The sequence below is a fragment of the Aeromonas media genome (assembly GCF_000819985.1).
GTDB classification, from domain to species: Bacteria; Pseudomonadota; Gammaproteobacteria; order Enterobacterales; family Aeromonadaceae; genus Aeromonas; species Aeromonas media.
Window position 1 is genome coordinate 22,817 of the sequence record NZ_CDBZ01000047.1, and the last position, 6,609, is coordinate 29,425.

Annotated in this window: 11 protein-coding genes; 8 read left to right on the forward strand and 3 right to left on the reverse strand. The window is 54.6% G+C overall.

What is annotated here, in order from left to right:
• Positions 1-31: 31 nt before the first annotated feature.
• Positions 32-322, forward strand: coding sequence for a DUF1064 domain-containing protein (locus tag BN1127_RS03815; protein WP_042648556.1), 291 nt, complete (start codon positions 32-34; stop codon positions 320-322).
• Complete coding sequence (locus BN1127_RS03820; protein WP_042648557.1) at positions 322-942, forward strand: antitermination protein Q; 621 nt, start codon at positions 322-324, stop codon at positions 940-942. Before BN1127_RS03815 ends, BN1127_RS03820 begins: the two co-directional genes overlap by 1 nt.
• 163 nt (positions 943-1,105) lie before the next feature.
• Here BN1127_RS03820 and BN1127_RS03825 read toward each other — a convergent pair whose 3' ends face one another.
• A complete protein-coding gene (locus BN1127_RS03825) occupies positions 1,106-1,324 on the reverse strand; it encodes a hypothetical protein (RefSeq protein WP_042648558.1) in 219 nt (72 codons plus the stop codon).
• 578 nt (positions 1,325-1,902) lie between these two features.
• Here BN1127_RS03825 and BN1127_RS03830 point away from each other — a divergent pair.
• On the forward strand, positions 1,903-2,247 hold the full coding sequence (locus tag BN1127_RS03830; protein WP_197069621.1) for a hypothetical protein: 345 nt from the start codon (positions 1,903-1,905) through the stop codon (positions 2,245-2,247).
• A gap of 166 nt (positions 2,248-2,413) precedes the next feature.
• Positions 2,414-2,695 (forward strand): hypothetical protein, encoded by a 282-nt coding sequence (locus tag BN1127_RS03835; protein WP_042648559.1) that lies wholly within the window; start codon positions 2,414-2,416, stop codon positions 2,693-2,695.
• A 48-nt stretch (positions 2,696-2,743) separates the two neighbouring features.
• Here BN1127_RS03835 and umuC read toward each other — a convergent pair whose 3' ends face one another.
• A complete protein-coding gene (umuC, locus tag BN1127_RS03840) occupies positions 2,744-4,018 on the reverse strand; it encodes a translesion error-prone DNA polymerase V subunit UmuC (protein ID WP_042648560.1) in 1,275 nt (424 codons plus the stop codon).
• Between the two features lie 3 nt (positions 4,019-4,021).
• A complete protein-coding gene (umuD, locus tag BN1127_RS03845; protein ID WP_042648561.1) occupies positions 4,022-4,441 on the reverse strand; it encodes a translesion error-prone DNA polymerase V autoproteolytic subunit in 420 nt (139 codons plus the stop codon).
• Positions 4,442-4,604: 163 nt separating this feature from the next.
• On the opposite strand from umuD, the gene BN1127_RS03850 reads away from it, so the two are divergent.
• From BN1127_RS03850 to BN1127_RS03865, 4 genes are all read left to right on the forward strand, one after another.
• A complete protein-coding gene (locus BN1127_RS03850) occupies positions 4,605-5,231 on the forward strand; it encodes an SOS response-associated peptidase (RefSeq protein ID WP_042648562.1) in 627 nt (208 codons plus the stop codon).
• Positions 5,232-5,405: 174 nt separating this feature from the next.
• Positions 5,406-5,894 (forward strand): type IV pilin protein, encoded by a 489-nt coding sequence (locus tag BN1127_RS03855; RefSeq protein ID WP_082029956.1) that lies wholly within the window; start codon positions 5,406-5,408, stop codon positions 5,892-5,894.
• Positions 5,894-6,322 carry a GspH/FimT family pseudopilin gene (locus BN1127_RS23110; protein ID WP_082029957.1) on the forward strand — a complete coding sequence of 143 codons (429 nt, stop codon included), beginning with the start codon at positions 5,894-5,896 and terminating at the stop codon, positions 6,320-6,322. The genes BN1127_RS03855 and BN1127_RS23110 overlap by 1 nt, the downstream gene beginning before the upstream one ends.
• A 2-nt stretch (positions 6,323-6,324) precedes the next feature.
• Positions 6,325-6,606 (forward strand): PulJ/GspJ family protein, encoded by a 282-nt coding sequence (locus BN1127_RS03865; RefSeq protein WP_042648563.1) that lies wholly within the window; start codon positions 6,325-6,327, stop codon positions 6,604-6,606.
• Positions 6,607-6,609 lie beyond the last annotated feature (3 nt).

A 6,609-nucleotide genomic window follows, 5' to 3' on the forward strand; every position in this document is an offset into this window, starting at 1 on the left:
TCGAGCCCGTCCGCAGCCGGTACCGGGATCCATGAACAAGACAGAGGAGGCCTATGCCGGCCACCTGCGCACGCTGATGCTGGCGGGCGAAGTGCTGCACTACGAGTTTGAGCCGCTCAAGCTGCGGCTGGCCGACAAGACCTTCTACACCCCGGATTTCATGGTGGTGCGCCGGGATGGGCTGATCGAGCTGCACGAGGTGAAGGGGTTCTGGGAGGATGATGCCCGGGTGAAGATCAAGGTGGCCGCCAAGCAGCACTGGATGTTCACCTTCGTCGGGGTTCAGCGCAAAGGCGCTCACTGGTCACTGGAGGCATTCTGATGCGACTCGAATATGCACTGTCGATTGGGCAACCCCGCTCGGCGATGATCCAGGCCATCCAGTCTCGCTCCACCGGGCCCTCTCACCTGACGCAGGCCGATGTGCTTGGGGCGCTGGGGCTGGTGCAGAAATATGAAGGGGTGGGGTTGGCGCTGATGATGGCTCGCTACACCAAGGACAAAGCCAGCCACCACAAGGCGGTGATCGGGGTGATGGCAGAGTGCAGCAAGCTGGCGCCCAAGTATATGGGGGCCATCAAAGAGCGCAGCCAGGGGATGGCCCTGAAGGCGATCGCTGCGCTGGCGGTGCAGCACTACTGCCGCACTGCAGATACACCGGGGGCCGCCTGCCAGTGCAAAGGCAGGGGGCATGTCCGTGATATGGAAGCATCCCGGTTACATGACAAGGCCGTCGACAAGGTGTGCCCCCGCTGTGGCGGTACCGGGCTGCGCCCCATCCCCGGCACTCAGGTGCGCCGCGCCATCGAGCCGCTGTTAGGCACCCTGACCCGCGGCGAGTGGGAGCGACAGTGGTACCCGCTCTATCAAGCGGTGCTGGCCTGGTGCCATGTGCAGGAGAGCGAGGTGGCTGCGTTCTACAAGCGAGTAACGGCGGCATGAAGGCGGCTAAATGGGCTTCAAAATGCATCGCGCGAGCCCATTTTGAGTAAAATATTTGCCATCCAGGTTGCGCAGAGTTACGTTTACATCGTAAATAGTTTGTCGGATGGGTTCGCTCCAGCCGTTGAAAGCGGTGGCAACCATCAGGTCGCCACCGTGGTCATCACTGACCGAAGATGACACGATAAGTGTCAATGACTTTGAGTATTGCATCGCACCAATTCGTGATGCAGATAGGTAGTGCCATAAACAGGAATCCAACGGCTTGCCAGAGCCAATGCTTCCACGCTTTCCAAAGCCCTTCAGTTTCGAGCTGAGGGGCTTTGTTTTTGCTGCTGTCGCAGCCCTGGGCCGCACGATTGCGGTTCTTCTGTTTTGCCATACGAGTCTCCCTGTAGGCATGGTGTTTTCGTTATGCTGCTGTCCATCTGCTTCTTCCTTCTGTTGGGTGGTAATTACGGGAAGACCACAACATGTAGTGATCCTGCGTTATCGTGAAGAACGGTATGCCCGATTTTTCATAAAGACAAGCCCCCTGTTTTTGGATTGTTCTGTGCGTAATATGTGTATAACTTGCGAATCGCAAGATGTGATAGTGCTCACTATCAAGCTAGGTGTTGCATTTACAATGCCCAGTTATAACTGGCAATGGTGGTTAGTGATCATTAACTTTGACCATGTGGAACTATTTTTTTTCTTAGTCAAATGCTAATTGATCATTTTTTGTTCACCTTGTTCGTTTTGCTAGTTGAGAGAAGGCTATCTCAGTGCTTCCAGGCATTCCTCTTGGGTTTTTTCCAAGGCCCACTTTTTGAGTAATCCATCGTTAGATTCACTTAGCTCAGCTCATCGCAACCAACATATCCTGCCGTTGCGACACTGCCAAATCGACTTATCCCTAGTGTGCGCGACCACTACACAACGACTAGATTGAGAACGGTTGGGTAAAGGAGAGACTCAGTGGATAGCTTACTTAAAGCCCCCGCTTTGAAGATGGCCGGTTGGGGGCTACTGCATGGCGATTTCTTCGACCTGTATGACGTCGTCGAAGTGCTTGAGATACCCAGTGGTCTGGCTGGCGATCTCATGATCTACTTGCGCAACCTGAAATGTGTCGAGCTGGTGGCTGACGTCCGGAAAGGGCTGAAACAGGAGGGGAAGGTCCACAAGCGGATTTTCATCAAGGTGCTCTGTATTCACCCAGAGCCGGCTCCCAAGTTGAAGAAGGCGCCATCAGTTTCAAAATCAGAGCAGGCTTACCATCAGTTGATCAAATTGCATAAGTTCATGCCTGTTCCGCGGTAAAGCAGTAACTCACTATAAGCAGCGTGGGAGATACAAAAACATTTCATTCATGCAACATAGGTAAATTTGTAGCGTGACCTGAGTCTCTGTGCTTTGGTGGTGGTTGTCGTAACATCAGAGATGAAGGTTCTCACATGAGGATCTCTTTCCGTGGCAAGGAGGTTACATGGCAAACAATTTGTTTATTTCTTATGATCTGATCACACCTGGTCAAAACTATGATGCGGTGATAGGTGCCATTAAGTCACTTGGGTCTTGGGCGCATGTCCATAAGTCTCTCTGGTATGTAAACTCAGCTCTAGATCATGAGGCTGTAGCCAAGATGATTCGAGCCAAGATGGACCAAAATGACTCGCTCATGGTTATAAATGCGTCTACCAACAATTTCTATTGTTTCAATGTCAAAGATGAAGTTCTCAAGTACATGCAGCAGCAGTGGTATCTCTGAGCCGCAAGTATAAGTTCATCACTGTGACTTTGAATCTGTAGTCCTTGATCATGTAACTGCAGAAGGTAACTCATTGATGTTGGTAGTATAGCGGGGGCTGAGATGCTCCCGTTTCATCATCCACTCGCTGGTGTCACGCCCCCTGGCGGCAAAGTAGACCTTCCCCAACCTTCCCTGATTGATCTGGTCAATCACCTTCATCAGCGCCTCGCTACGGGGATCCTGCTGCCGGTCAGTGAAAAGGTCTTCCTGGTGCATGCTGGTCGGGGTGAAATCGGCCAGCATGACTCCCCCCTTCATATAGCGGACATCATCCCGCCAGATCCGGCGCAGCAGCGGCTCAACCAGGGCCAGTAGGTCACGGGTATCTGAGGTGGGAGTCTGAAGCTTGGTCGATACCTGGTTGCTGTAGTAGGTCTCTCGCTCCGAGAAGGGGCTGCTCCTTATAAAGAGGGTGACGTGGCGGCACCGTTGCCCCTCGGCACGCAGCTTCTCGGCGGCCCGCTCCATGTAGCCGGCCAGCGCCTGCTGCATGGGGCCCAGTTTGGTGATGCGCTCGCCAAAGCTCCGGCTGCAGATGATCTGCTGCTTGGCCTGGGCCAATTGCTCCAGCTCGGCACAGGGGATTCCCCGCAGCTCCTGCACGGTGCGCTCGACCACCACGCCATACTGTCGACGCAGGCTCTTGGGGTCGGCCACCACTAGGTCAGCTACCGTGTTGATGCCCTGTTTGTTGAGCTTGGCGGTCAGCTTACGCCCGATCCCCCAGACTTCTTCAACCGGGGTGATGGCCATCAGCTTGGCGCGGCGCTCTTCATTACGCAGATCCACCACGCCGCCGGTGGCGGGCCACTTCTTGGCGGCGTAGTTCGCCAGCTTGGCCAGGGTCTTGGTCGGCGCAATGCCGACTCCGACGGTAAGGCCAGTCCACTGCTGCACCCGTTCGCGGATCTGGCGGCCATAGGCCAGCAGGTCGCCAGCCCAAGATTCCCCTAGCTCGATGAACGCTTCATCAATGCTGTAGACCTCGACCGTTGGGGCCATGCTCTCCAGGGTCGTCATCACCCGGTTCGACATGTCGCCGTAGAGGGCGTAGTTGGAGCTGAACCAGATGCCGCCCTGCTCTTCATATACCTCGCGGATCTGGAAGTAGGGCACCCCCATTTTGACCCCCAACCGCTTGGCCTCTGCCGATCGGGCAACCACGCAGCCATCGTTGTTGGAGAGCACGACTATCGGCACCCCTCTGAGGTCGGGGCGAAACAAGCGCTCGCAGGAGGCATAGAAGTTGTTAACGTCGACCAGGGCAATGGCGGTTGGCATGGCCTATCCTCGCCAGGTTTTGTGCAGGACGAAGGTGACGACGCCGAAGATATCCAGCTCTTGCCCTTCTTGCGGGTAGATCGGCGGAAAATCGGGGTTGCCTGGCAGCAGTGCGGGGACGGGCTGCACCTGCAGCTTCTTGACGGTGAACTCGCCATCCAGGCAGGCCAGCACGATGTCGCCGTGGCGTGCCGTGATGGCGCGATCGATGACAAGCATGTCGCCGTCGTTGATACCTTCTTCCACCATGCTATGACCACTGGCTTTCACATAGAAGGTGGCCGCCGGGTGGGAGACGCAGTGCTGGTTGAGGTCGATGGTCTGTTCCACATAGTCCTGAGCCGGGGAGGGGAACCCGCAGGCGGCAGGGGTGAGGAACAGGGGGATCTCGATGAGAGGTGCATCGATAGCATGGGGAATCATGGTGATTTTCACTGTATGAACGTACAGTTATTCTATCTTAGGGATCCGGAAAGATCACTGGTCGGCGATCGGGTCTTGGAAAGGCAAGGGGGTTCGTGGCCAATTATGCTTGGCAGAGGCCGACCTGGTGAGTTTGGGCTCTCATACGATGGAGGGGCGGCGCATGTGTATCAACTACATCCCGACCACCAAGGCGGTGCTGGTGGAATACTTCGGGGTTGATGACCCTGGGTTCGACTGGAAGGAGGAGGTGTGGCAGGACTATCAGGCTCCGATCCTGATCCAGCGTGATGGCCGGCGACAGGCGCTGATCGCCAGCTATGGGCTGGTGCCGAAGAGGAAGGTGCCGCCAGGCAACAAGCACTACACCACGATGAACGCCAGGGCCGAGACGGTAGGGGAAAAGCCGACCTACCGCCATGCCTGGCTGCAGGGGCATCTCTGCCTGGTGCCCATGACCTGCTTCTTCGAGCCCTGCTACGAGAGCGGCAAGGCCGAGCGCTGGCGGATCAGCATGGCCGACGGCACGCCCTTCGCGGTGGCTGGCATCTGGCGGGCATGGCAGGAGGAACAGGGCTACACCTTCAGCTTCTCCCAGCTCACCATCAATGCCGACACGCACCCACTGCTGCGGCGAATGCACAAGCCAGGGGACGAGAAGCGTAGCCTAGTCATTGTGTCGCCGGATGACTACGACACCTGGCTGGGGTGCAAGGACCCTGAACTGGCGCGAACCTACCTGGTGGGAAACTATGCGAGGCTGTTGAAAGGGGAGGTGGCAGTGATTTAAGCTCAGGGAAAATTGCACAGAGTGGCTACGGGTGAATATAGGTAGAAATTCACCCGATCTTGATGGCTACAAGCTCTATAATTTGTGCGTTACGTTGGGGCTGGACGGCACTTGGAAAGGCATCGATAAACTGCTTGGTCTCATGACAAAGGATTGTTAGAGAAAGGAAGGTCAATGCTTAATGTTCATAGGAACACAAGGACAGCATACGGATTTGCATCAAAAGTAGGGGGGAGTTCCAAAGCCTACAAATGTTCCGTGGCTGAAAGTGGGTTTACGTTGATTGAAGTGATGGTCGTGATGGTCGTCGTCGCGATTCTGGCTGCGATTGCGGTTCCCTCATATCATTCTTTCATCCTCAAGAGTCATCGCGATGATGCCAAGGTTGCGCTTGCAGCACTTCAAATGGCACAAGAAAAATACCGAGGAAACAATCTCGCTTATGCGACGACCCTGTCTGATCTAGGTATGACGGCAACATCACCGGAGGGCTATTACGACATAGCGATCCAGAGTGCGGCCACGTCAGTGTATGAAGCGAATGCTACGGCGACCGGCCAGCAGGCCGCTGATACGGATTGCCAGACACTAACTGTCACACAGGCGGGTTTTTCGACAGATAGTACTAAGACCTCTAATCCAACTGCGTGTTGGGGGTTGTAATGAGTAATAGGGGATTTACTCTCATAGAGCTGATCGTAGTCATACTAATTCTAGTAGTTCTAGTTACTGTTGGTGTACCCAGCTTTATTTCCACCTTTAACAATATACGTGTCCAGAAAGCTGCAGAATTTCTGGAGCAACTGATGAACACGGCTCGCTCAGAAGCCTTACGACGCAATACAAATGTTTATCTTGATGTGTCTGGGAGCTCAATTTGCCTTGGTACCACGACCCCCTGTAATGGGGATATTCGTACTGACAATGTAGCTAGCAGTGTCACCATCACGCCTTCAGTGGCATCGTTACGTTTTGACAATATCAGAGGGCTCCCTCCTTCAACCGGGGCTGACTACACCATTGTTGGTGGTGGCACAACAAGCACGGTGTCGATCAACATGCTCGGCCTAGTCAGAATATCAGGGGGGTGATCTTGAATAAGCAAAGAGGTTTCACTCTGATTGAACTTATGGTGGGTCTCACGATCGGACTCATCGTCATGGCTGGTGTACTGAAATTTTTATCGTCCATCCTTCAGGCAAATACAGAGTCAGTAAAACAGCAGAAGTTTGAGCAAACGGTTCATGCTCTCGTCGGCACTATTGCAGCAGATATCCGTCGGGCAGGTTACACCCCACTGGGACAGGCTGTTCCTACGCTGACAGTTGGCGGTGTGAATGTGGGGTCATTTTATGCGAACAGGGCCGACGCATGATCA